This is a genomic window from Pseudomonas versuta (genome assembly GCF_001294575.1).
GTDB classification, from domain to species: Bacteria; Pseudomonadota; Gammaproteobacteria; order Pseudomonadales; family Pseudomonadaceae; genus Aquipseudomonas; species Aquipseudomonas versuta.
This window is the reverse complement of the sequence record NZ_CP012676.1, coordinates 2,293,868-2,317,607: the sequence shown is the minus strand read 5'-3', so window position 1 is coordinate 2,317,607 and position 23,740 is coordinate 2,293,868. Positions and strand designations below refer to the sequence as shown.

The 23,740-nt window shown below is 59.8% G+C and carries 18 protein-coding genes; 3 read left to right on the top strand and 15 right to left on the bottom strand.

Features of this window, described 5'->3' with window-relative positions:
* Positions 1-45 precede the first annotated feature (45 nt).
* The 15 genes from AOC04_RS10255 to AOC04_RS10185 all read right to left on the bottom strand — a co-directional run bounded on the left by AOC04_RS10255 (position 46) and on the right by AOC04_RS10185 (position 19,595).
* Positions 46-729: an amino acid ABC transporter permease gene (locus AOC04_RS10255; RefSeq protein WP_060693019.1), complete on the bottom strand. Its 684-nt coding sequence runs from the start codon at positions 727-729 to the stop codon at positions 46-48.
* Positions 730-732: 3 nt separating this feature from the next.
* On the bottom strand, positions 733-1,461 hold the full coding sequence (locus AOC04_RS10250; protein ID WP_060693017.1) for an amino acid ABC transporter permease: 729 nt from the start codon (positions 1,459-1,461) through the stop codon (positions 733-735).
* Between the two features lie 75 nt (positions 1,462-1,536).
* Positions 1,537-2,343, bottom strand: coding sequence for an ABC transporter substrate-binding protein (locus tag AOC04_RS10245; protein WP_060693015.1), 807 nt, complete (start codon positions 2,341-2,343; stop codon positions 1,537-1,539).
* A gap of 180 nt (positions 2,344-2,523) precedes the next feature.
* On the bottom strand, positions 2,524-4,125 hold the full coding sequence (locus AOC04_RS10240; RefSeq protein ID WP_060693013.1) for an ABC transporter ATP-binding protein: 1,602 nt from the start codon (positions 4,123-4,125) through the stop codon (positions 2,524-2,526).
* Position 4,126: 1 nt separating this feature from the next.
* Complete coding sequence (locus tag AOC04_RS10235) at positions 4,127-5,149, bottom strand: ABC transporter permease (protein ID WP_060693011.1); 1,023 nt, start codon at positions 5,147-5,149, stop codon at positions 4,127-4,129.
* On the bottom strand, positions 5,149-6,219 hold the full coding sequence (locus AOC04_RS10230; protein WP_060693009.1) for a microcin C ABC transporter permease YejB: 1,071 nt from the start codon (positions 6,217-6,219) through the stop codon (positions 5,149-5,151). Before AOC04_RS10230 ends, AOC04_RS10235 begins: the two co-directional genes overlap by 1 nt.
* Position 6,220: 1 nt before the next feature.
* Complete coding sequence (locus AOC04_RS10225) at positions 6,221-8,095, bottom strand: extracellular solute-binding protein (RefSeq protein WP_060693007.1); 1,875 nt, start codon at positions 8,093-8,095, stop codon at positions 6,221-6,223.
* Positions 8,096-8,180: 85 nt separating this feature from the next.
* Positions 8,181-10,907: a TonB-dependent receptor gene (locus AOC04_RS10220; RefSeq protein WP_060693006.1), complete on the bottom strand. Its 2,727-nt coding sequence runs from the start codon at positions 10,905-10,907 to the stop codon at positions 8,181-8,183.
* Positions 10,908-11,130: 223 nt separating this feature from the next.
* Positions 11,131-11,532: an ExbD/TolR family protein gene (locus tag AOC04_RS10215; protein ID WP_060693004.1), complete on the bottom strand. Its 402-nt coding sequence runs from the start codon at positions 11,530-11,532 to the stop codon at positions 11,131-11,133.
* On the bottom strand, positions 11,532-12,236 hold the full coding sequence (locus AOC04_RS10210; RefSeq protein ID WP_125863023.1) for a MotA/TolQ/ExbB proton channel family protein: 705 nt from the start codon (positions 12,234-12,236) through the stop codon (positions 11,532-11,534). Before AOC04_RS10210 ends, AOC04_RS10215 begins: the two co-directional genes overlap by 1 nt.
* 53 nt (positions 12,237-12,289) lie before the next feature.
* Positions 12,290-13,105 carry an energy transducer TonB gene (locus tag AOC04_RS10205; RefSeq protein WP_060693000.1) on the bottom strand — a complete coding sequence of 272 codons (816 nt, stop codon included), beginning with the start codon at positions 13,103-13,105 and terminating at the stop codon, positions 12,290-12,292.
* Between the two features lie 456 nt (positions 13,106-13,561).
* A complete protein-coding gene (locus AOC04_RS10200) occupies positions 13,562-15,382 on the bottom strand; it encodes an ABC transporter ATP-binding protein (RefSeq protein WP_060692997.1) in 1,821 nt (606 codons plus the stop codon).
* A gap of 450 nt (positions 15,383-15,832) precedes the next feature.
* Positions 15,833-17,230: a sensor histidine kinase gene (locus tag AOC04_RS10195; protein WP_060692995.1), complete on the bottom strand. Its 1,398-nt coding sequence runs from the start codon at positions 17,228-17,230 to the stop codon at positions 15,833-15,835.
* Entirely contained in the window at positions 17,208-17,891 is a 684-nt protein-coding gene (locus tag AOC04_RS10190; RefSeq protein ID WP_019409082.1) for a response regulator transcription factor, read from the bottom strand. The genes AOC04_RS10195 and AOC04_RS10190 overlap by 23 nt, the downstream gene beginning before the upstream one ends.
* 159 nt (positions 17,892-18,050) lie before the next feature.
* Complete coding sequence (locus AOC04_RS10185) at positions 18,051-19,595, bottom strand: MFS transporter (protein ID WP_060692993.1); 1,545 nt, start codon at positions 19,593-19,595, stop codon at positions 18,051-18,053.
* Between the two features lie 159 nt (positions 19,596-19,754).
* Here AOC04_RS10185 and AOC04_RS10180 point away from each other — a divergent pair, with 159 nt between their 5' ends.
* The 3 genes from AOC04_RS10180 (at position 19,755) to AOC04_RS10170 (ending at position 23,676) form a co-directional block, all read left to right on the top strand.
* Positions 19,755-20,648, top strand: coding sequence for a LysR family transcriptional regulator (locus AOC04_RS10180; protein WP_060692991.1), 894 nt, complete (start codon positions 19,755-19,757; stop codon positions 20,646-20,648).
* Positions 20,649-20,767: 119 nt separating this feature from the next.
* Positions 20,768-22,843 (top strand): putative bifunctional diguanylate cyclase/phosphodiesterase, encoded by a 2,076-nt coding sequence (locus AOC04_RS10175; RefSeq protein ID WP_060692989.1) that lies wholly within the window; start codon positions 20,768-20,770, stop codon positions 22,841-22,843.
* Positions 22,844-22,929: 86 nt separating this feature from the next.
* Entirely contained in the window at positions 22,930-23,676 is a 747-nt protein-coding gene (locus tag AOC04_RS10170) for an SDR family oxidoreductase (RefSeq protein ID WP_060692987.1), read from the top strand.
* The last annotated feature ends 64 nt before the right edge of the window (positions 23,677-23,740 follow it).

Here is a 23,740-nt window from a genome sequence, read left to right as displayed (position 1 = left end):
AGCTGCTTAAAAGCTCGCGAGCAAGCTCGCTCCTACAGGTCGCGGTTAGCGGGTTTTGGCCTTGGGCTTGATCAAGTGATTGGCCATCAGGTCCAGGCTGCTGCAAAACACGAAGTACACCAGCGCCACAAACAGGAATATTTCCGTCGGGTGCACCATCACCCGGTTGCTGACCTGGGTGGCGACGAACGACAGTTCGCCCACGCCGATCACATACGCCAGCGAGGTGTCCTTGATCAGTGAAATCCATTGGTTGAGGAAGGAGGGCAGCATCATCGGCAAGGCCTGCGGCAGGATGATCAGGCGCAGTACTTGCCATGTACTCAGGCCCAGCGCCTTGCCCGCGGCCCATTGCCCGGGCGCCAGGCTACTGATCCCGGCATAGACCGAGTGCGCCAGATACGCCCCTGCGATCAACGACAGGGCACACACCACCGTGGCCAGGGCAGGTACGTCCACCTTGAACACGATGGGCAGCAGGAAGTAGCTCCAGAAAATCAGCATCACCACCGGGATCGCCCGCAAAAAGCCGAGCACTGCGAGCAACAGCCAGCGCACTCTGCTGCGAATGAGCACCAGCGCGATGCCCAGCACCAGCCCCAGTACCGCCGAGATCACCCCCGACAGCGCGCTCAATACCAGTGTCAGTGCCGCACCGCCCAACGGGCCGTCGGGGTAGGCGCCGAGCAAGAAATACGAGAGGTTGTCGCTAATTACCGAAAAGTCCATGGCCTACAGCACTCCCTGTTTGTACCACTTGCTGCGGGCAACGCCTTGGCCGAACACTTCGATCAGGGCAATGCTGGCCACGTACAGCAGGGTCGCGAAACCAAAGGCCTGGAACGTCTTGAAGGTTTCGGTCTCGACCTGGCGCGAGGCGTAAGACAGCTCGGCCAGGCCGATGGCCATGGTCAGCGAAGAGTTTTTCAGCGCATTCATGTATTGCCCCAGCAGCGGGCCCAGCGCAGTGCGTACGGCTTGTGGGAACACGATATAGCGCCACACCTGCGCCGGGGTGAAGCCCAGTGCCAGACCGGCCGCCCGCTGTTCGGGCCGCACCGAGCCGACACCGGCACGAAACTCTTCACAAATAAATGCCGCGGTGTAGAGCATCAGGCCCCAGAAGCCGGCGATGAACTCAAAGGATGGCCATTCAATATCAAACAGCCCCAATGCAAGGGTGCGCGGTTGGTTGAGCCACATCACCAGCCCCTCGGGGAGGGTCGCCGTGACCCCGAAGTACCAGAAAAACAGCTGCACCAGCAGCGGCGTATTACGAAACAGTGCCAGATAGGCGCGGGCGGGCCATGCCCACAGACGCGAAACAGAGATCCGCGCCAGACACAGTAAAAACCCCAGCCCGGTGGCGATCAGGCAGGTCAGGAGCGAGAGAATCAGGGTCAGTACAAAACCATCGAGCAACCAGTGCAGGTATTTCGGGCCAAGCAGTTCACCAAACATAAACAGGGTCCATCCAGAAACGAACAAAACCCGTCCGGTTGACCGTGACGGGCTTGAAGGTGCCGCTAAGGGTGATTAGCTCTTGTCGCCAATCTTGTACAGACGGGTCAGCGGGGTCTTGGTGGCGGGACCGAACCAGGTGTCGTAGATGCCTTGAGCCTTGCCCTGGGCTTCGAGGTCGGTGAGGGTCTGGTTGACCACTTCGGTCAGGCGCTCTTCACCTTTTGGAATGCCGACGCCGATCAAGTCATTGGAGATGGTGAACGGCGGCACTTCGTACTTGTCCTTGTCCGGCACGTTGGCCAGCAGCCCGATCAGTTTCGGACCGTCCTGGGTGATGGCTTGCACGTTACCGTTGCGCAGGGCCGTGAAGGCGAACGGCGTATCGTCATAGGCCACCACTTTGGCGCCGGGGAATTTCTCGCGCAGCACGCCCTCGTTGACCGTGCCCTTGTCCACGCCCACACGCCATTTGTTCAGCTCCTGCGGGGAGGTGAGTGTGCCTTTCTTGACGATGAACTGCTGGCCCGAGGCGAAGTACGGAATGCTGAAGTTCACCTGTTCGGCGCGCTCCGGGGTAATGGTGAAGTTGGCCAGCACCAGGTCGACCTTGTTGGCGACCAGCAGCGGCACGCGGTTGGCCGGGTTGGTTGGCTGCAACTGCAATTTCACCCCCAGTTTGTCGGCGATGGCCTTGGCGTAGTCCACGTCCAGGCCTTCGATCTGCTTGCTTTTGGCGTCGACAAAACCAAATGGCGGGTTGCTGTCAAAAGACGCTACGCGCAGCACACCGGACTTTTTGATGTCATCCAGACGGTCGGCGTGGGCCAGCCCCGACAAAACGGCCAGGGTCAAAGCGGTGAGGGCAGTGAGTTTTTTCATTTCGTTCTCATCATGAGTTGGAAGATTTATGACGAGATTCTTGCAGGTAATTTAGGGTTTAAAAAAGAATATAAAACTCCATAAATATTCTATTAGGTTATATGTGGTCTGTAGGAGCGAGCTTGCTCGCGAGCTTTTCAGGATCGCCAAGAGCTCGCGAGCAAGCTCGCTCCTACAGGGTTATACGGCTTCTGCCAGGCGTTGGGTTTTCAGGCTGCTGGCCTGCAGCAACTCCCGGGTGTAGGCATGTTGCGGGTTATCGAAAATGGTTTGGGCGTTGCCTTGCTCCACCACTTTGCCGTCCTTGATCACGATCATGTCATGGGCCAGGGCATTGACCACGGCCAGGTCGTGGCTGATGAACAGGTAAGTCAGGCCGTGGCGGGCCTGCAAATCCCGGAGCAGATCCACCACCTGTTTTTGCACGGTTCGATCCAGTGCCGAGGTCGGCTCGTCCAGCAGGATCAGCGCCGGCTCCATGATCAGGGCCCGGGCAATGGAGATGCGCTGGCGCTGGCCACCTGAAAACTCATGGGGGTAGCGATGACGGCTTTGCGGATCAAGCCCCACTTCTTCAAGCACCCGGATCACGGCCGCTTCACGTTCTTGCACGGTGCCAATGTCATGGGCCAGCAGCCCTTCACTGATGATCTGCTGCACTGACATGCGCGGGCTCAGGCTGCCGAACGGGTCCTGAAAGACCACCTGCATTTGCCGGCGCAACGGGCGCAACAAATCCTGACTGAGCAGGCTCAGCTGTTTGTTGCCAAAGCGGATGTCACCTTCGGATTCAATCAGGCGCAGGACGGCCTGGCCAAGGGTGGACTTGCCCGAGCCCGACTCTCCGACTATCCCCAGGGTACGGCCCTTCATCAGTTCGAATGACACGCCGTCCACTGCCTTGACGTAATGCCGTTCGCGGCTGAACAGAGGCTTGGGCAGGGGGAACCAGACCTTCAGGTTGCTGACTTGCAGCAGTGGGTGGCGATCTTTCACCGGTACTGGCCGACCGCTGGGCTCGGCCTCGATAAGCATCCGGCTATAGGGGTGCCTGGGGCTGCGAAACAGGGTCTCGCAGTCGGCCTGTTCGACGATCTCGCCACCGCGCATCACGCAGACACGCTGGGCAATGCGCCGTACCAGGTTGAGGTCATGGCTGATCAGCAGCAATGACATGCCCAGACGCTGCTGCAGATCGATCAGCAACTCGAGGATCTTTTGCTGAACCGTCACGTCCAGCGCGGTGGTCGGTTCGTCGGCGATCAGCAGCTCGGGCTCATTGGCCAGGGCCATGGCGATCATCACCCGTTGCCGTTGCCCGCCGGACAGTTGGTGCGGGTAGGCATTGAGGCGTTTTTGCGGGTCACGAATGCCCACCAGTTCCAGCAGCTCCAGGGTGCGGGTCCGGGCTGCGCGGTTCTTCAGGCCTTTGTGGGTGATCAGCACTTCGCTGATTTGCTTTTGTACGGTGTGCAAAGGGTTGAGCGAGGTCATCGGCTCCTGAAAAATCATCGCGATGCGGTTGCCGCGCAAACTGCGCAATTGCGCCGGGCTGGCGCTCACCAGATCGGTGCCGTCATAGCAGATGCTGCCTTGAGTCTGCACACTCTTGCCGGGCAAAAGGCGCAGGATCGAATGTGCCGTCACCGATTTTCCCGAGCCCGACTCACCCACCAGGGCCAGGCATTCGCCACGGCGTATGTCGAGGTTGAGCCCGTGTACCACTTCTTGCCCGGCAAAGCTCACGCGCAGGTCACGTATTTCAATCAATGTGTCGTTCATCTCAACTCCGGGGATCAAAAGCATCGCGGCAGGCTTCGCCGATAAACACCAGTAGCGACAAAATCAGTGCCAGTGCGCAGAACGCGGTCAGGCCCAGCCAGGGCGCCTGCAGGTTGCGCTTGGCCTGGCCGATAAGCTCGCCCAGCGAGGCGGTGCCGGGTGGCATGCCGAAGCCCAGAAAGTCCAGGGCAGTCAGGGTGGCGATGGCGCCGGTGAGGATGAAGGGCAGGTAGGTCAGGGTCGAGGTCATGGCATTGGGCAAGATATGCCGGCGCATCAGCGCGCCATTGGTCAGGCCCAGAGCGCGGGCGGCCTTGACGTATTCCAGGTTGCGCCCGCGCAAGAACTCGGCGCGCACCACGTCCACCAGTGCCAGCCAGCTGAACAGCGCCATGATGCCCAGCAACCACCAGAAACTGGGGGCAATAAACCCCGAGAGGATGATCAACAGGTACAGCACCGGCAGCCCGGCCCAGACCTCCTGCAGCCGTTGTCCGATCATGTCTGCCATGCCGCCATAAAAGCCTTGCAGGGCGCCGGCGGTAATGCCGACCACGGCGCTGATGGCGGTCAGGATCAACGCGAACAGGATGGAAATCCGCGCGCCGAAAATCACCCGGGCCAGTACATCCCGGGCCTGGTCGTCAGTGCCCAGCCAGTTGCTGCTGCTGGGCGGGCTCGGGGCGGGTTGCGTGAGGTCATAGTTGACCGTGTCATAGCTGAAAGGGATGGGCGCAAACAGCATCCAGCCGCCCTGGCCGGCGATCAGTTTGCGCACATAGTCGCTGCTGTAATCGGGTTCGAAGGGCAGTTCGCCGCCGAAGTCGGTTTCCTCGTAGCCGCTCACAATCGGGAAGTACCAGTGATCTTTGTAGTGGATCGCCAGCGGCTTGTCGTTGGCGATCAGTTCACCGCCCAGGCATACCGTAAACAGACCGATAAACAACCACAATGACCACCAGCCACGGCGGTTGGCCTTGAAGTGGGCGAGGCGCCGACGGCCCAGAGGAGAGAGAGTAAACATCAGGCAGTCCTCGCCGAGAAGTCGATACGGGGGTCGAGCAGGGTGTAACAGAGGTCGCCGATCAACTTGATCAGCAGGCCAAACAGGGTGAACAGAAACAGGGTGCCGAACACCACCGGGTAATCACGGGAAATCGCCGCCTCGTAGCTCATGCGGCCAATGCCGTCGAGGTTGAAGATGGTTTCAATCAGCAGTGAGCCGGCGAAGAACACTTCGATCAGTGCCTGGGGCAGGCCGGCCACCACCAGTAACATGGCGTTGCGCAGTACATGGCCGTACAACACGCGTTTTTCGGTCAGGCCCTTGGCCCGGGCCGTCACTACGTACTGGCGGCTTATTTCATTGAGAAAGCTGTTTTTGGTGAGGATGGTCAGGGTGGCAAAACCGCCGATGACCAGCGCGCTCACGGGTAGCACCATGTGCCACAGATAATCACCGACCTTGCCCAGCAGGCTCAGGCTGTCGAAGTTGTCCGACACCAGCCCTTGCACCGGGAACCAGCTGACATAACTGCCCCCGGCAAACACCACGATCAACAGGATGGCGAACAGAAACGCGGGCATGGCGTAGCCGATGATGATCGCGGTACTGGTCCAGACATCGAAGGCGCTGCCGTTGTGGATGGCCTTGCGGATCCCCAGCGGGATCGATATCAGGTAGGTGATCAGCGTTGCCCATAAACCCAGGGAGATGGTCACCGGCAGCTTTTGCAGGATCAGGTCAGTGACCTTGGCCCCGCGAAAGAAGCTGTTGCCCAAATCCAGCTGCGCGTAGTTCTTGAGCATCAACCACAGGCGCTCATGCATGGGTTTGTCGAAGCCGTAGTGGTGTTTGATCTCTTCGATCAGTTGCGGGTCCAGCCCGCGGCTGCTGCGGCTGGCACCGGTACCGGCGCCCGCCATGTCGCGGGCACCGCCGCCGACCGAAGCGCCGCTGAACCCCTGCAGACGCGCGATGGCTTGATCCACCGGGCCGCCGGGGGCGGCCTGCACGATCAGAAAGTTGACCACCAGAATGCACAGCAAGGTGGGGATGATCAGCAATAAACGTCGACTGATGTAATGCAACATCTCAATGACCCTCCGACAATGCGCTGGTTTTGCTCATGGCCGTGTTGGTAAGCGCGGTCTTGCTGACTTCCCACCAGGTGTCCAGGCCTTCGTCGTACTTGGGCCCAAGCACCGGGCGGGCGAAGCGGTTCTGAAACACGGTCGGGGTGCCGACCGAGTAATAGTTGGGGATCATGTAGTAGCCCCACTGCAGCACCCGGTCCAGGGCGCGGGCGTAATGCACCATTTCGTCGCGGCTGTTGGCCCGGACCAGACCGTCGATCAGGCTGTCCACTGCCGGGTCGCGCAACACAAAGGCATTGGAGGAGCCCACCTGGGTGGCACTGCTGGAACCATACATGTCGTACATCTCGCGGCCCGGCGAGACGATGGGGACGCCACTGCGCGGGAAGCCGACCACGATCATGTCGTAGTCACGGGCGTTGAGCCGGTTGATGTACTGCGCCGAATCGATCTTGCGGATGTCCATGGTGATGCCGATCTGCGCCAGGGTGCGCTTGAACGGCAGGATCATGCGGTCGAAGCCGCCCTGGCCATCAAGAAAGGTAAAGCGCAGCGGTTCACCCTGGGCGTTGACCAGGGTGTTGTTTTTCGGGGTCCAGCCGGCCTCTTTGAACAGGGCCAGGGCTTGCAGTTGTTTGTCGCGGATATAACCGCTGCCATCGGTTTTCGGTGCCTGGTAAACCCGGGTAAATACCTCGTCCGGGATTTTTCCGCGCAGCGGTTCGAGGATTTCCAGCTCGCGGGCATCGGGCAGGGCGGTAGCGGCCATTTCACTCTTGGGGAAGTAGCTTTGCTGGCGCACATAAAAACTGCGCATCATCTGTTTGTTGGTCCATTCAAAATCCCACAGCAGGCTCAGCGCCTGGCGTACCCGGCGGTCCTGAAAGAACGGGTTTTGCAGATTGAAAGCAAACCCCTGGGCCGCGCCCGGTTTGTCTTTGGCGAAGACCCCGCGCTGCAGGCGCCCGTCACTCAGCACCGGGCTGTCATAGCCGATGCTGAAGCCGGTGGCCGAGAACTCGCGGTTGTAGTCAAACGCCCCGGCCTTGATCAATTGCCGGGCGACGTCGGTGTCGCTGTAAAAATTCACCGTCAGGCGGTCGAAGTTGTACAGGCCCTTGCTCACCGGCAGGTCTTTGCCCCACCAGTTTTTATTACGCTCAAAGCTGATACTGCGCCCCGCATCGACCTGCGCTACCGAGTACGGCCCGCTGCCCAGTGGCGGTTCAAAACCGCCACCGCTGGCAAAGTTGCGGGTCTTCCACCAGTGTTCCGGCAGTACATGCAGATCGGCCAGATCCAGCGCCAGGGTGCGGTTGAGATTGCTTTTGAAATCGAAGCGCACTTGCAACGGGCCTTCGATAACCACGTCTTTGACTTCGCTGTAAAGCATGCGATAGCCCAGGCTGGCCTGGGTTACCAGGGTGTTGTAGGTGAACGCCACATCCTGTGCGGTGATCGGGGTGTCATCGGCAAAACGGGCCTTGGGGTTCAGGTAAAAACGAACCCACAGGCCGTCGGGGTCGCGCTCCATCTTTTGCGCCACCAGGCCGTAGACGGTGTAGGGCTCGTCCAGGGAGCGGAAGGCCAGGGGCGAGTACACCCACTGTTCGACCTGGGCGACACCGGTACCGGTGTCGACAAAAGGAATCAGATAATTGAACTGGCCGATTTCCATCGACGCCCGGCTCAGCGACCCGCCCTTGGGCGCATCCGGATTGACATAATCGAAGTGCTTGAACCCGTCAGGGTACTTGGGCGCTTCGCCATAGACCGTCATGGCCTGGCTGGGTGCGGCACTCACACCCACGCACAGGCACGACAGCACGGGTAGCAGCAGCGAGCGAAGCAGGGGCAGGAATAGTGAAGACATGATGGGATTTCCTTGGACCGCGTTTGAACCATCGTCGATCACCGTCCTGCAGGAGCAAGCTCGCTCCTGCAGGCGGCAGTGTTATCTAGAAGTGGTAAGTGGCACGGGCAAAGAAGGTGCGGCCCATTGGATCGGCGTAACGCGGGTCGTATCCGCTCTGGAAGTTGTAAGCCTGATTGGAGAACGGCGGGTTGCGGTCAAACATGTTTTTTATCCCCGCATCCAGGTCCAGGGTCTTGTTGAAAGTGTAGCCGCCGGAGATATCCCACAGGGTGTATGACGCAACCCGGGAGTGGGTTTCTGTGTCGTAGTCGTCATAGCCGCTGGTGAAGCGGTTAACCAGCGAGGCCCGGTACGCGCCCAGGTTCCAGGTACCGCTCAGCACGTGCTTCCAGCGCGCGATCATGCCGCTGCCTTCATAGGCACCGACGTTATCGGTGTAAGAGCCGCCAATGGTGGTCTGGAAGTCATAGCGCGATACATAGGTGCCTTGCAGGCCCAAGCCGAACTGGCCGTAGGGCGTGTTCGGGAACTTGTAGTCCAGGGACACGTCGACACCACTGGTTTTAACCGCACCCAGGTTGGCCAGGCCGGTCTGCACGTAGTCCAGAGAACCGTCGGCGTTGCGCACATAGCGGTCTGCATACAGGGACGGATCGTCGAATACGGTGGACTCGGGGAACTCGGCGATCTGGTTGGCGATGTGGATCCACCAGAAATCCAGCCCCATGGACAGGTTGCGCACTGGCTGATAGACAAAACCAATGGTCACGTTGCGCGCAGTTTCCGGGGACAGCTTGGTGTTGCCGCCGGTGCGGTTATGGAACTGCTGGCCGCAGTCGCGACCGGCATTGCCGCCCGGTTGCACCACGCCGCCGGTGCACAGCGTCGGATCGTTGTAGTAGCCCTGGGTGTAGGTGGTGTATTGCGGGTTGTACAGTTCATACAGCGACGGGGCGCGGAAGCCTTCGCTGTAGGCGCCACGCACCACCAGCTCTTTGAGCGGCTGGTAGCGGAACGAGTATTTCGGGTTGGTGGTGCTGCCGAAGTCGCTGTATTTATCGTGGCGCACGGCGGCCGACAGTTCGAGGCTGTCGAGTACCGGTACGTTCAATTCGGTGTAGACCGCCTTGACGGTACGGTCACCCTCGACGCTGCCGTCCGGGTCCACTCCGAGGCTGGATATATCCGCCGCGTATTGCTCATAGCTCTGATGGAATTTTTCCTGACGGAACTCGCCACCAATCGCCAGCCCGGAAGGGCCTGCACCAAACCAGTCACCGACTTCACGGCTCATGCGGCCATCGAGTCCGGTCACCCGGCCCACGGAGGAGGAGTACTGGCCGTGGTACTGGTGGCTGTCAATCAACGCCTGGCCGGCTGCGGTTTGCGGGCCAAACGGGTTGATGATGCCGTCAGCAATGCCGTCGAGCATGGCCGCGTCGCTGACATACCCGCCCGTCAGGCTGGAAATCACCTTGTTCTGGTTGTACGAGGCGCCAACGTTGTAGTCCCAACCTTTGGCCACGCCGTCAAAGCTCAGCACCAGACGCTGGCTGGTGTTCTGATCCTTGGAGGCGCGTCCGCCGGCTGCGGTTTCACGCCAGTTCAGATCGATGGGCTGGGTCGGGTCGAAAGAAGCGCTGGTGGAGGCCGGGGTGATGCCGTTGCCGGGGAAATACGGCGACGTCGGGTCCATGGTCACGCCTTGCAAGGGTGCCGGTGCAATGTGCGTGGCGTTGTTGTTGCGGGCAAAAAAGTACTCGAGGTTGGCGTTGTCGTCGTCGGTGATCTTGCCGGTGGCCTTGCCGAAAAATGAGGTTTTTTCGGTGTCGGGCAGCAAGTCGATGTAATTGCGGGTGTTGTAGCGGCATACACCCTGGCGCGCAACCAGATTGGTCCCGTTGCAGTTTGTGGACGACAGCGGGTTGGTGCTGACCCCGCCCTGGCTGTAGTTGGCCGGGAAGGAAATGCCCGACGTCTGGTCCAGGCCGCGGTCCGGGGCGTAAGTGGTGGCGAAGGTACGATCCTTGGCCCTGAGGCTGTCCTGCTTGTTGTAACCGACCACACCCAGCACGTTGAAGCGGTCTTTATCCAGATCGCCATAGCCCCAGCTGGCGCTCAGGTCATGACTGCTGCCGCCACCGCTGGCATCGGCCCCTTCGCCCCCCAGCGAAAGGGTGCCGTCGGTGAGGGATTTTTTGGTGATGAAGTTGATCACCCCGCCAATCGCATCCGTGCCGTACAGCGCCGATGCGCCGTCGCGCAACACTTCAACCCGGTCAATGGCGGCGAATGGAATGGTGTTCAGGTCCACAGCCGAGCCGTCGATGGCGTTGTTGCCCAGGCGACGGCCGTTGAGCAGTACCAGGGTCTTGTTGGCGCCGATGCCGCGCATGTCGGCAAAGCTGGCCCCGCCGGTAGCGGACCCCACCGAACCGGCGGAGTTTTGTATCGACTGGTTGCCGGTCACCCGCTGCATCAACTCGGCGGTCGTGGTCACGCCTTCGTTGCGCAACTGCTCGGCGCGCAAAATGGTGATGGGTACCGCGGTTTCGGCATCGACCCGGCGAATCGCCGAACCGGTCACCTCCACGCGCTGCAACTGGGTGGTGGCGGGTGCAGCGGCGGCGTCAGTGCTCACCGTTGCGCTGCTCACCGTAGCGGATGCATCGTCCGCAGGTGTGGCCTGCGCAGCATGCACCTGACCGGCGCTCATCCCCAGCGCTACCAGATACAGCGGCACAAAACGGTGTCGTTGCAAGCTGGCAACGAGCGGCTTGAGGGTAAAACCTGAACTCTTCATCTGCATGGTTATTTCCGACTTTTTTAGACGTTTATTGGAATGGCCTTATGAGCCCTCATGACTCCAGATGGGTTGTGTCGACCCGTGGTAAATCACTTTCTTCAAGCAAGCCGCTCCCCTGCACGGACAAACAGCGTTCGCGCGCGGCGTTTTGGTGTTGCATGGGATTACTCAGGTGTTGCTAGCCCTTGTGGGAGCTGGCTCCCACAAGGGCGAGTCCATCGAGGCTTTATTTGGCGGTCATCACCGAGATTTTGGTAATGCCCGAGCGCTCGATCGAGGCCATGGCTTTGGCCACCTGGCCGTAATTGACCCCCGAATCGGCCTGCAACTGGACCCGCACCTCCGGGTCCTGGGCCTTGACGTCCAGCAGGCTTTTTTCCAGCAGTTCGGGGGCCACTTCGGTTTTCGCCAGGTAGAACTTGCCGTCCTGGTCGACGCTGACCACCACCGGGTCTTTTTTCTGCACCGTGGCCACAGCGTCGGTCTTGGGCAAGTTGATCTTGATCGCGTTGGTCATCATCGGCGTGGTGACGATGAACACCACCAGCAGCACCAGCATCACGTCCACCAGCGGTGTGACGTTCATTTCGCTGAGTACCTCGTCGCTGTCCTGAGTTGAAAAAGACATTAGCTGGCCTCCCGCACGGCGGTGCGTTTAGTCGAGATGGCCTGACGGTCGATGGCGAACGCGCTGCGCTGGGCGAGGGCGTCGAAGTCGTGGGCGAAGTCGTCCATGTTGGCCGAGGCCATTTTCAGACGGCGCAGGAAGAAGTTGTAAATCAGCACGGCAGGCACTGCGACCGCGATCCCGACACCCGTGGCGATCAAGGCGTGACCGATAGGCCCGGCCACTGTTTCCAGGCTGGCTGAACCACTGGCGCCGATGCTTTGCAGGGCTTCCATGATGCCCCACACCGTACCGAACAGGCCGATAAAGGGCGCGGTGCTGCCGATACTGGCGAGAATCGCCTGGCCGTTTTCCAGCGCGCGTCGCTCTTTCTGGATCTGCTGGCGCAGGTTGCGCTCCAGCCGGTCAGAACGGTTGATGGTATTGGCCAGTTGCTGCGTGGTACGTGGCGTGTCATCGACAATCATGGCTTCAAAACCACTGTTGGCGATGCGCGCCAGGGAGCCGGGGTACTGGCTGGCGTGTTCGGCGGCGGTCAGTAAATCAGGCGCGGCCCAGAAGGCTTTGCTGAACTGGTTGTTCTGGGATTTTTGACGCAGGTATTGCGATGACTTGATGAGCAGCAAGGCCCAGCTCACCACCGAAAACAACACCAGTGCCCAAAGCACCCCCGGGACAATCATTGAAGAAACAGACTCGTTCATGGCAACACCTCGCACTGCGGCTAAATGAAACAAAGCGTCGGCACCCGACTGGGTCATGCCGGCAATTTAAAAGCGATGGTTTGTGTGGCGAACCCCTCTATAGGGGTATCCCCGCGCTTGGCCGGGATGAATTTCCAGTTGCGCACAGCTTCTACAGCGGCATCGTCCAGGGCTTGTTTACCGCTGGATTTGGTGACCTCCACCAGTCCGGCCCGGCCGTTGGGCAGAACCTTGATGCGCAATACCACCGAACCTTCCCAACTGCGGCGCAGCGCCAGGGAGGGGTATTCCGGGGGTGGGTTGCCCAGGCTGGCCAGCCCTGAAACCGCGGCTGATTCCTTGACCGGACCGGGTGCTGCAGCGGGCGCTGCTGGCGCCGAGGGGGCAGGCGTGGCCGGGGCAGCAGGAGCGGCCGGTGCCGGTGGCGCAGGTTTGACCGGCTGCGGTTTTTGCACGGGTTTGGGCTTGATCACCGGTTTCGGTTTTTCGACGGGTTTAGGTTTCTCCACCGGTTTTGGCGGCTCCTTGATCGCGTCCTCATCCTCCACCGGCACTTCGGGCTCCGGCGGCGGTGGCGGAGGCGGAGGCTCTTCCACAGGCGGTGCCGGTGGGGTCGGGCTGGTGAGCTCGACGGTCATTTCCGGAATCTCCGGCGGTGTAATCACCGGCTCTGCCCGGGGCTGATGAAAGAGCCACCAGGCACCGGCGTGAAGCACCAGCACCACCCCGATCAGCAACAGGATGCGCGGTGTGCTTATGCCCCCCGGGCGAGAGGTGTTGGGCACATGGGGAATATGAGTCCAGCGCTGTACCTGTTCCGCGTCGAGCCGCGGGACGTAGGGCGCTTTATTCTTTACCTCGTCACTCATTAACAGTCCCTCGATTAAATGAAGGGCAATAAGGCTCCGTTCGCCCTTGCATGCAGGGACGAGAAATTGTTCATTCTTTAGCGGGGGATAAGTGAGACTTCACTTATCACGGGTATTAAGGACTCAGGGGTGCAATTTGCATGGGAGCTCCTCAGGGTACGGTGATCAGGGTTTTTGTAATATTTAGTTAAGATTTGTAAAGCAACGGTTGTGCCAATGATCTTTTTTTTCAGTGCTTAGTTGCGATTATTTCGTCAGGTTAAAACAAGGTTCATTAAATATAAGGCGCAACAAAGTTGAAGGCTTTAGAAGCGCCGGTTAATACCCTTTGAAAGTGCATGATAAGAATGCGCTCTGTTTTTATTGTTGGACAATCGGGCGGTGCACTAAGCAAGTGTCATGAAACAGTGCACCACTACAGCAGTCAGTTGTTCATTATTAGTGCAGTGCGGTTAATCAGGCACCTTGTTTGACCGGGACGGTTTCCAGCCGGTCGGCCTCACTGAGCAGGCCGTTCGACTGGCGCTGCCAAAGCCTGTAATACAGCCCTTGGCGCTGCAGCAATTGCAGGTGGCTGCCGTCCTCAACAATCTGGCCTTTATCCAGCACTACGATTCTGTCCAGATGGGCGAGAGTGGAAAGCCGATGGGCCACGACCAGTACTGTTTTATCCGCCATGATGTCGTCCAGGCTGCTCTGGATCAGGCTTTCGGTCTCTGAATCGAGACTGGCGGTGGCTTCGTCCAGTACCAGAATCGGTGCATCCTTGAGCAAGGCGCGGGCAATGGCGATGCGCTGGCGCTGGCCGCCGGAAAGCTTGACCCCGCGCTCCCCGATCAGAGCGTTATAACCATCGGGCATTTGCACAATGAAGTCGTGGGCATGGGCGCGTCGGGCCGCCAGAATGATTTGCGCTTCATTGGCATTTATATCGCCGTAACCAATGTTCTCTTTTAATGAGCGGTGGAAAAGACCGGGCTCTTGAGGGATCAAGCCAATATGGCTGTGCAGTGACTGCTGAGTCATATTTTGAATATTAATGCCGTCAACCTCGACATGGCCACTTTGCGGCTCATAAGAGCGCAGCAAAAGATTAAGCAAGGTTGATTTGCCTGACCCGGACAAACCGACAATACCGACCCGTTGCCCGGCGCGAATATGCAGGTTGAACTGCTGGAATACAGGTTTGCCTGCACCATAGCTGAAGTTTATATCGCGAAAGTGTATCGAGCCTTTGTCAATCTGCGCGGGTGTTGCGCTGGGGTGGTCGGGCATTTCATGGGGTTGCAGCAGGGTGTTGATGCTGTTTTCGATGTTGCCGATATATTCGAAAAAGTGCATGAACTGCATGCTGAGATAACTGCACTGGGCCACGATCATCAGGCCCAGGGTGGCCACCATGACCAACTGGCCGACATCAATTTTGCCGATATGCCACAGGTACAACGCCAGGGCGACCAGACCCACGCGCAGCACGATCGACAGACTGTCCTGCAGGAAACGGATCTTTTCCTGATAGAAAAATGAGCGCTGTGCAGCCTGCTTCTCTTTGGCCTGGTAGCGGGTCAGGTAGTCGAGTTCGAAGCCCTGGCGGGCGAACAGCCGAATGCTGCTCAGATTGCCCACCGCGTCGACGATCTTGCCGGTGGTCACGCTGCGGGCCTGGGCATGTTCACTGGCCAGCACCTGGGCTTTGCGCGACAGCAGCCAGGCCAGCAGCGAGTAAGCCACTACCCATACCAGCAAGCTCAGTCCGAGCCAGGGCGATGCCAGGGTCAGTAACACCAGGCTGGTAACCAGCACCACCAGGATTGGCAGCATTTCCACCACCAGCGCCCAGGTGATTTCCAGCAGGCCGATGCTGCCTTCGCTGATGCGATGCGCCAGGCTGCCCGCAAAGTGCTCGCCGAAATACCGCGCTGAATGTTGTTGCAGATAGGCAAACAGATCGCGGGTGATCCGTACTTTCTGTTGCGGACGCACCTTGATCATGCAAAACGTCGCGCCGCGTGCGCAGAGCATTTGTGCCACGGCCAGCCCCAGCAGCAGCCCCATTGCCGGCAGGCAGGCCTGTAGCAGGTTGGCCTGATCCCATGAACCGCTACTTGCAGCCCCGGTGATGCGGCCGATGGCGTAGGGCATGAGGGTGGCGCACATTGCCGCGCCGATTTGCAGCAGCGCGATGCTCCAGTACCAGCGCGGGTACAGGCGCACGTAATGCCAGACATAGGCCCACGGCCGTTTGGGAGGAACAGTAATAGCTTCAATTTCAGACATGACTGACCTTTGTTCTCGAACGGAGTTAAATCGTCGGGTGCGACGGTTCAGCGCTCCTGACACATAGGTGCGGGAGCGTTCGGGCAGGTTCAGGCTATGTGTCAGTGCCCGGACAAGAACAGGGCGAAGGCAGGGCGAACGAGCAGGCAGCGTGCAGGGACAGGTTTGCAGTGAGGTACGCAGAGCACATCGTGAATATTCCTTTATAACAGCGGGTCTGGGACATGACTTTTGGTCAGTCCGTGCACTGAATGCGGACGGCGATAGCGTCCCTGTTCGCAATAGGTGCGGGTTACCCACCCCCGGGCGCTGTATGCCCGGCTGTTAACTACGAACGCGCAATAACAAGGAAAAAATGTGCCAAGTTGTGTCAAGCGGAGTAAATATTTTTTACAAACCCTGGAACAGGCGGCGGGGGTGAGCGACCCGTTGCCGGGTCGCAGTCAGTGTTTACAGGGGGTGCAATGCACTTATCAGACTTTGCCGACAGTGCAGCGTCAGTTTGGCACCGCCCCCTTCGCGGTCGCCGACATCGAGGCTGAAACCGTGCAGGTTGACGATGGCCGCGACGATGGACAAGCCCAGGCCAAAACCGCCGTGTTTGTCATCGCTGCGGTAAAAACGCTGGAATACCGCCACCCGTTCGGCTTGCGGGATACCGGGCCCGGTGTCGAGCACTTCAATGCGCGGGCTGCCTTCATCGTTCACGGCACGCAGGATCACTTCACCGCCGGGCGGGGTGAACTTGATCGAGTTACTCAGCAGATTGGCCAGTGCTTCAAACAGCAATGCACGGTCGCCCGTCAGCCCGGGCAGGGTTTCAGGGATATCCAGGGTCAGGGTGACCTGGCCTTCCTCCGCCAGCGGCAGGTAGAAGTCGTATACCTCCTGGAGTAAAGGCCGCGGGTCGAGTTGCAAAAAACCGGAGCGACGTTGGTGGTCTTCCAGTTCGGAGATGCGTAGCAACCCGCGAAAACGCGCCATCAGCGTATCGGTTTCGCTGATCACTTCATCCATTTGCAGGGCTTCGGGAGAGCCTTCGACGGCTTGCTGCCGGATCCGGTACAGCTGCGCCCGCAAGCGGGTGAGCGGGGTGCGCAGGTCGTGGGCAATGTTGTCGCATACCCCTTTGACCTCGTGCATCAGCCGCTCGAGGCGGTCGAGCATGGCGTTGACAATGGCGGCCAGCATGTCCAGTTCATCGCGCCGGTTGGACAGCGGCAAGCGGCAGGTCAGGTCGCCGGCGACAATCCCTTCGGCGCTGGCCTGAATCGCCCGTATGCGTTGCAGCGGACGTCGGCGCAGCAAGTGCCAGCCGGCAATGCCCGGGATGATGGTCAGCGACAGCCCCCAGAACAGCGCATGCAAAATGATCCGGGTCACGGCAAACAGCGAGCCGTTATCGCGCACCAGTATCAGCCAGCGGCCGTCGTGGGTCTGCGTGGCGACGGCATCACAGCTGTCTTGCGGCAGGTTCGGATCATCGGAGTCGATGCAGGTGCTCAGTTCATGGATCTGGCCATCCAGTGGCAGCCCCTCGGGGATGCTTTGTATCGGACCGCTGAGGGGGTTGTGTTGCGCATCGAATAGTCCATAGGCATCAACTGCGCGCATATCGAACGTCATGCTGGTGGCGAGTGCTTCGTCCAGCTGTTCACCCTGGAAGCGCGCAAACAGGTGTTGGCGCTGCATCAACGAATGTTTGGCCAGGTTGCCCAGGTAATCCGAAACCTCGTAGTACAGCACCCCCATGAGGATGCAGCTCCAGGCAACGAACAGAAAACTGTACAGCGCCAGCAGACGGCTACTGGAAGAACGCCAGCCCTTAGAGGGGTTCGGCAATGACATAACCCGAGCCTCGAACGGTGCGGATCAGAGGCACCAGGCCCTGCGGATCGATTTTTTTGCGCAGACGCCCGATATGGACGTCGATCAGGTTGGTGCCCGGGTCGAAGTGATAGCCCCAGACTTCTTCGAAAATCATCATGCGCGAGAGGATTTGCCCGGTGTTGCGCATCAGGAATTCCAGCAGCTTGTATTCGGTGGGCAACAGGCTTAGCTGTTGCTCGGCGCGGCTGGCTTCGCGGGTAATCAGATTGAGTTCCAGATCAGCGACCCGCAACGAGGTCTCGTGTTTGTCGACCGGGCTCTTGCGGCGCAGCAAGACTTCAACCCTGGCAGCCATTTCGTCACTGGCGAAAGGTTTGGTCAGATAGTCGTCACCGCCGGCGCGCAGGCCGCGAACCCGTTCATCGACGTCGGACAGGGCGCTGATCATCAGGATCGGGGTGCTGACACCAATGGTGCGCAGGGTGGTGACAATTGCCAGCCCGTCGAGCTCGGGGAGCATGCGGTCAAGGGTGATCAGGTCGTAGTCGCCGCTGACGGCGCGCACCAGGCCTTCACGGCCATTGGCGACCCAGTCTACTTCCAGCCCGTGGCTGCTCAACTCAGCCACGATCTCTTTTGCCGTTACGGCATCGTCTTCGATGGTCAAAATCCGGGTCATGCCGTCACCTGATGGGCCTTGTGTGCAGTGAGCACATTTTGCCCATAAAAAGCTGAAACGTTTCTGAATAATTCTTCATGTTCAGAAAACTTTACCCCTGTAGGCGCGAGCTTGCTCGCGATCTTTTGATCTTGAAAAAGCTCGATCCTACAGACAGGGTCATTCCAGCAGGACCGGCCGCGCAGTTGCCATCCGCGGAATCGGTTTGCGCATCAGCGTCCCCACCAGCAGTGCGCCAAGCAGGGCCAGGACCCCGGCCACCCACAACACAGTCGTGAATCCGGCAACAAAAGCCCGGATCGCCAGCGGCTCGATTTGCACGCGGGCTGCCTGGGGCAGTTGGCTCAGAGCCCCCGGCATATCTCCGGCCACCACCCGTGTAGCAATAAAGTGGCTCTGCTCAATCCACTGTCCTCCTGTTTCTTGCTTGAGGCTGGCCTCCAGGTTTTGCCCGGTATGACTGCCCAGCAGGGCGCCAAACACGCCAATGGCCAGCACGATGGCGCTGAAGCGCATGGTGGTGCTCATGCCGGACGCCATCCCCACGCGATCCCGGGGCACGCAGGCCATGATGTTTTTTTGCGTGTCGCCGTTGAGCAGGCCAGCTCCGGCACCCGTCACCGCCGTGGTCAGGGCAAAGCTCAAATAACCGCCATGGTCCACCGCCCAGGCACTGAGCAGGTTGCCGCAGCCGACCAGGGTCAGGCCCGCCGCCATCAGGCTGGCCGGGCTGTAACGCGACGCCAGGCGAGCACCGATGCGCGGGCAGATCAGCATGGCCAGGGCAAACGGCAGCATGCCCAGGCCCGACGCGATGGCGCTGAAGCCCAGGCCGTTCTGCAGGTAAAACGGCAATAGCGTCATCATCACTTGAGCGCAGCCGGCGTAGGCAAACATGCCCAGCAGAGCCCCGATAAAGCGCGGATGACGGAACAGTTGCAGGTCAATCATGGGCCGGCGCTGTACCGACTCGACCCACACAAACAGGCCCAGCAATAGTACTCCGGCACTCAGGCGGGCGTAGGTCAGCGGGTTGTCCCAGCCGATGCGGTTGGCTTCGATCAAGCCCCAGATCAGGCACAGCAAACTGGCGCTGAAGGCCAGGCTGCCCCAGGGGTCAAGACGGGCCGACTGTGGGTCGCGGGACTCGGCAATGGCATGCCTGACCAGCAGCATCAGCAGCAAGCCCACCGGCAGGTTGAGGTAGAAGATCCAGCGCCAGCCCAGGGATTCGGTGATCAAGCCACCCAGGGTTGGCGCTGCGGTCATAGCCACGCCCATGCACGCCCCCCAGAACGCCCAGGCTTTGGCCCGTTCAACTTCGTCATGAAAGGCATGGCCAATCGAGGCCAGCGCGGAGGTCAACAGCAGGGCCGCGCCCACGCCCTTGACCGCCCGGGCGATCTCCAGCAACAGGCTGTCGGGTGCAGCGCCACAACCGATGGAGGCGAGGATGAAAATGCTCAAGCCCCAGAGCAGGGTTTTCTTGCGTCCGAAGCGGTCGGCAATGCTCCCGGCCGGCAGCAGCAGCGCCGCAAATGCCAGCATATAGGCGCTGACCACCCATTCGATGTCGACAAAATTGGCCCCCAGGTCGCGGGCGATGCTGGGCAGGGTGACCGCGACGATATTGGTATCGAGCACGATGAGTGAGCACACCCCGCTGGCGGTCAGCAGGGTCAGACGCGGGCTGACAGTTTTCATGGCGCAGTTCCTAGGCTATCTAACATTGCTTTTGAGGTAATTGATTTGACGGGGACACCCGCGGCTATCTAGTGTGGCGCTGGTCACAGGGTATCGCTGTGCCTTGCAGAGTTTGTTAGCTGAAAACCCTGACTTCATTACCTTTGAGCTAATACTGATATGGACATACGTCATTTCCGCTATTTTCTGGCGGTCGCCCAACAGCGCAATTTCACCCGCGCGGCACAGGTGCTGGGCATCGCGCCGCCGACCTTGAGCCGGCAAATTCAGGACCTGGAAAGTGCACTCGGGGTGCGTCTGTTTATTCGCCAGCAACGCCAGGTCAGCCTGACCGAAGCCGGACAGGCCCTGCTGCCCGAGGCCGACGCCACAGTGCGCCAGTTTGAGCTGGCACAGCGCAATGCCCGGCGGGCAGGGCGCGGTGAAGTTGGGCATATCGAATTGGGCTACGTTGCCTCAGCGGTCTACTCCGGCGTGTTGCAACGTCAGGTACAGGCTTTTTCCCGGGACTGCAGCGAGGTCAGCCTCAGCGTGCAGGAAGCCCCGATGGCCGACCTGCCGGTGAGTGTGGCTGAAGGCCGGTTTGACCTGGGTTATGTGCGCTCGCCCATGGCCTTGCCCCAGGAACTTGAGGCGATTGGCCTGAATTCAGAAGGTTTTGTGCTGGCACTGACCGATGATTCATGGCTCACCCGTCTTAAAGGCATTAGCGCGCAGCACCTGCAAAACGAGACGTTTATCCTTCCCGAGCAAATCAGCGGAACCTTGCAGGTCGCGGCCCAGGGCGGCTATGCGCCCAGGCTTGGGCCACAGCCCGGTGGCCTGGTGGCGGTGATTGCCCTGGTTTCACTGGGGCAAGGGGTGGCAGTGGTGCCGGAATCGGTGGTGGGGCATATCAGTTTGCCGAATGTTATTTACCGGCCAATCGAGGGCTGCGAGGCCAGGTCATGGTTGTCCCTGATTTACCGGCGGTTTGAAAAGTCCCCGGTGGTGGCCGGGTATATCGCTAAAGTGAAACGCGATTTTCGTACCGTCGAGGCGGCTGCCAAATGAACCGGTACGACTTTCTGAATAGCTGATTGGTATAGGTGCGTTTGCCTATAGAAACAGTACAATCGCGCACTTTTTTACCGGACATGGCTGCTGTTCGGCTCTGGCTCACGAGAAAACCCATGGTTTCTGCTAGTTACTCCCCTTCGCTGGTTTTTATTTCTCTGTGCGTCGCAATTCTTGCGTCGTATACCGCCCTCGATCTGGCCGCACGCATCGCCACGGCGCGGGGCCGGACCCTGTATCTGTGGATGTGCGGCGGTGCGCTGGCCATGGGCTTTGGTGTGTGGTCGATGCATTTTATCGGGATGCTCGCCCTGGAGTTGCCCCTGGATCTGGGCTATGACCTGGGGCTCACGTTGTGGTCGTTACTGGTGGCCATTCTGTCCTCAGGCTTTGCCTTGTGGGTGGTCAGCCAGCCGCGCTTGCCGGCACTGCAATTAATGTTCGGTGCATTGGTCATGGGGGCAGGCATCAGCGCCATGCACTACAGCGGCATGGCCGCATTGCGCATGCAGCCGGGCATCGATTACGACCCGACACTGGTCGCGCTGTCGCTGGTGATTGCGGTAGGGGCTTCGGCGGCTGCCTTGTCGATAGCGTTCCGCCTGCGCAGGCACACCCCCTATGTCCATCTGGTGCGGGCCGGGGCTTCGATCATCATGGGCCTGGCGATTGTCGGCATGCACTACACCGGCATGGCTGCGGCGAATTTCCCGGTCGGCAGTTTTTGCGGTGCGGCAGTTGACGGTTTGAGTGGCAAAGGCCTGGATAACCTGGTGCTGGTGTCCAGCCTTGCGGTGTTGATCATTGCGCTGCTGACCTCCATTTTTGATGCCCGGCTCGATGCCAGCACTGCGGCCCTGGCGAACTCCCTGACCCTGGCCAATGAAGAACTGACCAAACTGGCGCTGCATGACACCCTGACCGGGCTGCCCAATCGCATCCTGCTGGCTGACCGGATCAGCCAGGCCATGGCCAAAGTGGCTGAGCAGGGCGGGTGTTTCTCGTTGATGTTTATCGATCTGGACGGTTTCAAACCGGTGAACGATGCCTTTGGCCATCACTTGGGGGACCGGCTGTTGCGCGAAGTGGCGTTGCGCCTGCGTGATCAGTTGCGCAGCCAGGACACCCTGGCGCGCATCGGTGGTGATGAATTTGTGTTGCTGGTGCGCCTGAGCGAGCCTGACGATGCGCCTCAGGTTGCGGCGCGGCAGGTCAGCCTGCTGTCAAAAGGCTTCCGGGTGGATGAGCATGATTTGCAGATCTCCGCCAGCGTTGGCATTGCCTTGTACCCCGGCAATGGCCAGACCGCCGAAGAGCTGTTGATGAATGCCGATGCGGCGATGTACCACGCCAAGGGAGCCGGTAAAAACGGTTACAGCTTCTTCGATGTATCCATGAACACCAACGCCCGCAAGCAACTGCAACTCTTGCAGGACTTGCGTCAGGCGCTGGAGCACAACCAGTTTCGCCTGCATTACCAGCCCAAGTTTGATGCTGTCAGCGGCCAGCCTGTAGGGGCCGAAGCCTTGTTGCGCTGGGAGCATCCGCAGCAGGGATTGTTGCTGCCGGAACACTTTATCGAACTGGCGGAAAAAACCGGGCTGATCATTCCGATCGGCGAATGGGTGCTAAACGAAGCCTGTCGCCAGATGCGGGCGTGGTTCGATGAGGGGTATAGCCACTGGCGTATCTCGGTCAATCTGTCGGCGTTGCAGTTTTGTTATTCGGGGCTGGTCGACAGTGTGGTCTCGGTGCTGGAGCGCCACCGGTTGCCCGCCAACAGCCTGACCCTGGAAATCACCGAGACCACCGCCATGAGCGATGCAGATGCGAGCATGACCGTGCTGCAGCGGCTGTCGCAGATGGGGGTCGATCTGTCCATTGATGACTTCGGCACCGGCTATTCAAGCCTGATGTACCTCAAACGCTTGCCGGCCAATGAACTGAAGATTGATCGCGGGTTTGTCCGCGACCTGGAACATGACAGTGACGATGCCGCGATTGTTTCGGCGATTGTGGCCCTGGGCCAGGCTCTGGGGCTGCGGATTGTGGCTGAAGGGGTTGAAACCGATACCCAGCAAAGCTTCCTGACCACGCTGGGGTGCAATGCCCTGCAAGGTTTCCTGTTGGGACAGCCGTTACCGGCCGAGCAATTCATGGTCGATATTCATCGCGCTGAATTGTCGCGTTAAGGCACATCGCCACCGACCTGACAAAGCAAAGCCTTCGCGGTTATTCTGCCCGTCACCTTTGCACCGTCGAACTGGAGAGCGTTTTTATGGACAAAGTCATCTTGATCACCGGTGGCAGTCGCGGCATCGGCGCTGCCACTGCGATCCTGGCAGCGCAGCAGGGCTACCGGATTTGCATCAACTATCTGACGGATGCAGCGGCTGCCCATGAAGTGCTGGCACAGGTTCATGCTCTGGGGGCACAGGCCATTGCCGTGCGTGCCGATGTGAGCAATGAAGAAGAAATCATCGGCCTGTTTACCCGGGTTGACGAGGAGCTCGGCCCGATCACGGCGCTGGTCAACAATGCCGGGACCGTGGGCCTCAAGTCCCGGGTCGACGAAATGTCCGAGTCGCGTATTTTGCACACCCTGAGAACCAATGTGCTGGGGCCTATCCTGTGTTCCAGGCATGCAGTGCTGCGCATGTCGCCGCGTTACGGCGGGCAGGGCGGCAATATCGTCAACGTGTCGTCGGGGGCTGCGCGCCTGGGCTCGCCCAATGAGTACGTTGACTATGCCGCTTCAAAAGGCGCGCTGGACACCTTTACCCTGGGCTTGTCCAAAGAGCTGGCGGGCGAGGGGATCCGGGTCAACGCAGTGCGCCCGGGCCTCATCTTTACCGAGTTCCACGCCTTGAGCGGCGATCCGGGGCGGGTCAGCAAGCTGGAGTCGAGCATCCCGATGGGCCGTGGCGGCCGCCCTGAAGAAGTCGCCGAAGCCATTATCTGGCTGCTCAGCGACAAGGCTTCCTACGCCACCGGTACCTTTATCGACTTGTGCGGCGGGCGTTGATCCAGGCCCGTTAGATACACAGAAATATGCCTGAGCTCTGTGGGAGCCAGGCTTGCCCGCGATG

What these genes read in the sequence shown, in the direction of transcription:
- AOC04_RS10190 (WP_019409082.1), bottom strand. Translation starts at nt 17,891, where the DNA reads ATGACCCGGATTTTGACCATCGAAGACGATGCCGTAACGGCAAAAGAG.
- AOC04_RS10175 (WP_060692989.1), top strand. Translation starts at nt 20,768, where the DNA reads ATGGTTTCTGCTAGTTACTCCCCTTCGCTGGTTTTTATTTCTCTGTGC.
- AOC04_RS10185 (WP_060692993.1), bottom strand. Translation starts at nt 19,595, where the DNA reads ATGAAAACTGTCAGCCCGCGTCTGACCCTGCTGACCGCCAGCGGGGTG.
- AOC04_RS10220 (WP_060693006.1), bottom strand. Translation starts at nt 10,907, where the DNA reads ATGCAGATGAAGAGTTCAGGTTTTACCCTCAAGCCGCTCGTTGCCAGC.
- AOC04_RS10255 (WP_060693019.1), bottom strand. Translation starts at nt 729, where the DNA reads ATGGACTTTTCGGTAATTAGCGACAACCTCTCGTATTTCTTGCTCGGC.
- AOC04_RS10170 (WP_060692987.1), top strand. Translation starts at nt 22,930, where the DNA reads ATGGACAAAGTCATCTTGATCACCGGTGGCAGTCGCGGCATCGGCGCT.
- AOC04_RS10210 (WP_125863023.1), bottom strand. Translation starts at nt 12,236, where the DNA reads ATGAACGAGTCTGTTTCTTCAATGATTGTCCCGGGGGTGCTTTGGGCA.
- AOC04_RS10225 (WP_060693007.1), bottom strand. Translation starts at nt 8,095, where the DNA reads ATGTCTTCACTATTCCTGCCCCTGCTTCGCTCGCTGCTGCTACCCGTG.
- AOC04_RS10230 (WP_060693009.1), bottom strand. Translation starts at nt 6,219, where the DNA reads ATGTTGCATTACATCAGTCGACGTTTATTGCTGATCATCCCCACCTTG.
- AOC04_RS10200 (WP_060692997.1), bottom strand. Translation starts at nt 15,382, where the DNA reads ATGTCTGAAATTGAAGCTATTACTGTTCCTCCCAAACGGCCGTGGGCC.
- AOC04_RS10215 (WP_060693004.1), bottom strand. Translation starts at nt 11,532, where the DNA reads ATGTCTTTTTCAACTCAGGACAGCGACGAGGTACTCAGCGAAATGAAC.
- AOC04_RS10250 (WP_060693017.1), bottom strand. Translation starts at nt 1,461, where the DNA reads ATGTTTGGTGAACTGCTTGGCCCGAAATACCTGCACTGGTTGCTCGAT.
- AOC04_RS10245 (WP_060693015.1), bottom strand. Translation starts at nt 2,343, where the DNA reads ATGAAAAAACTCACTGCCCTCACCGCTTTGACCCTGGCCGTTTTGTCG.
- AOC04_RS10180 (WP_060692991.1), top strand. Translation starts at nt 19,755, where the DNA reads ATGGACATACGTCATTTCCGCTATTTTCTGGCGGTCGCCCAACAGCGC.
- AOC04_RS10195 (WP_060692995.1), bottom strand. Translation starts at nt 17,230, where the DNA reads ATGTCATTGCCGAACCCCTCTAAGGGCTGGCGTTCTTCCAGTAGCCGT.
- AOC04_RS10240 (WP_060693013.1), bottom strand. Translation starts at nt 4,125, where the DNA reads ATGAACGACACATTGATTGAAATACGTGACCTGCGCGTGAGCTTTGCC.
- AOC04_RS10205 (WP_060693000.1), bottom strand. Translation starts at nt 13,105, where the DNA reads ATGAGTGACGAGGTAAAGAATAAAGCGCCCTACGTCCCGCGGCTCGAC.
- AOC04_RS10235 (WP_060693011.1), bottom strand. Translation starts at nt 5,149, where the DNA reads ATGTTTACTCTCTCTCCTCTGGGCCGTCGGCGCCTCGCCCACTTCAAG.